Here is a 1,748-nt window from a genome sequence, read left to right as displayed (position 1 = left end):
AGCCCGTGCCGCCCGCCCAGCAGGTGCCACCCCCGGCTCCGGCCCCGGCGCCTGCCCCCGCCGAGCCGCCCGCGCCCGCGCCGGTGATCCCGGGGCCTCCGGTGATGACGGCGTCGACCCCGCCCGGCGGTGTCCAGCTCAGGCCCGGCGAAGCGGCCGACCTGCCGATCACCGTGCGCAACGACGGCGGTTCGAAATCCGAGCCCGTGGCGGTCTCGCTGAATCTGCCCAAGGGCGTGCGGGCCGTCAACGCCGCCGGAGGCGGTGGCGCGATGGGCGCCGGCGGTTTCCGGCAGCAGGCACCCGGTCCGATCACGGTGAGCTGCCCCGGCGGCACCGGCACGGTGACCTGCCGGACCGGTACCGGCCTCGAACCCGGACAGTCCGCGGTGCTGAAGTTCCGGCTGCGCGCCGACGCGACGGCCGAGGACGGCAGCGTGGTCACCGGTTCGGTGACGGCGGGCGCGCAGATCAAGGTGTCGATCGAGGTGAAGGTCAAGGTTCCGTCGCCGCAGGACGCGCTCACCCTGCGCGCCGACGCCGACTGGATTTCGTCGTTCCCCTGGTTCCCCAATCCGCGGATGAGCATCCACGTGAAGAACACCGGCGAGTCGACGAAGCCGGTGACGATCACTCTCGACCACCGCATTCTCTACTGGTCGAGCTTCTCCGGCATCCGATGCACTCCGACCGGCGAAGGCGCGTCGTGCACTTCGCGCGGCTCGCTGGCTCCGGGGCGTGAGGCACACCTGACGGTGCGGCTGAAGGGCCGCCCGGCGAATGGGATGCCTGTGACGGTGAACGCCACCCTCGGCGCCGCCAAGGCGAAGCCGGTCGCCGTCTACCTCGACTGCTGGCGCCACCACTGTGACGGCAACGCGCTGCTTCCGCCGACTACGGTGCCTTCGCTGCCTTCGGTCACTTCGAAGCCTTCGGATCCTCCGGACACGACGAAGCCTGGACGGCCAGGGTGGCCTGTCCCTCCGAAGAAGCCTTCGCCCTCCGCGACGTCTTCGGAGCCCGCGCAGCAAGAACCGGCCCAGCCGGAGACGACCACGACCACCAGCGCGCCGCCGCGGCCCGGCAAGTCCAAGCCGTCCACCCAGCCCAACGGAGTGGTCGACCGCGTTTTCCAGTAGCGTCGCCCGCATGCTCGGGAAGCATCGCGAACTGCTGCGGTTCGTCCTGGTCGGGGGCGCGAGTTTCGTCATCACGATGACGATCACCTACGGGCTGAAGTTCACCGTGCTGACCGACAAACCGGTGACCGCGCTGATCATCGGCGTCCTGGTGGCGACCGTTTTCTCGTACGTCGCGAACCGCGAATGGTCCTTTCGCTCCCGCGGCGGCCGTGAGCGCGCGCACGAAGCGGCGCTGTTCTTCCTGCTCAGCGCGATCGCGCTCGGCCTCAACGCGCTGCCGCAGCTGGTTTCGCGGTACGTGTTCGAGCTGGAGCAGCCGCATGTCTCGCTGCTGACCCAGGAGGTCGCCGACTTCGTCAGCGGCGTGCTCGTCGGGACTCTGCTCGGCACGGCGTTCCGGTGGTGGTCGTTCAAGAAGTGGGTCTTCCCGGAGGCCGAGGCGCGGCCGCGGCTGCTGGAGGGTGGCGGACGGGAGATTTCCGGCATTCCCGACGAGCCGGCCGCCTGACCCGCCAAGTGGTAGCAAAGGTCCCTTGCTCCCTCGGTGACGTGGGGGGGGGGTGGGGGGGTGGGGGTTTGAAAGCCGAAGCCCAATGCGACCCCACG

1 protein-coding gene and 1 pseudogene are annotated in these 1,748 nt (G+C 70.2%); both read left to right on the top strand.

Translation table 11 applies throughout. From position 1 onward, the window contains the following. Positions 1 to 1,139, top strand: a pseudogene (locus tag ACFWIW_RS42135) (RNA polymerase subunit sigma); the annotation flags it as partial. A 10-nt stretch (positions 1,140 to 1,149) separates the two neighbouring features. After that, positions 1,150 to 1,650, top strand: coding sequence for a GtrA family protein (locus ACFWIW_RS42130; protein ID WP_378373603.1), 501 nt, complete (start codon positions 1,150 to 1,152; stop codon positions 1,648 to 1,650). Positions 1,651 to 1,748 lie beyond the last annotated feature (98 nt).

It is taken from the genome of Amycolatopsis sp. NPDC058340 (assembly GCF_042723975.1).
GTDB lineage: Bacteria > Actinomycetota > Actinomycetes > Mycobacteriales > Pseudonocardiaceae > Amycolatopsis.
This window is presented reverse-complemented; position numbering and strand designations above follow the sequence as displayed.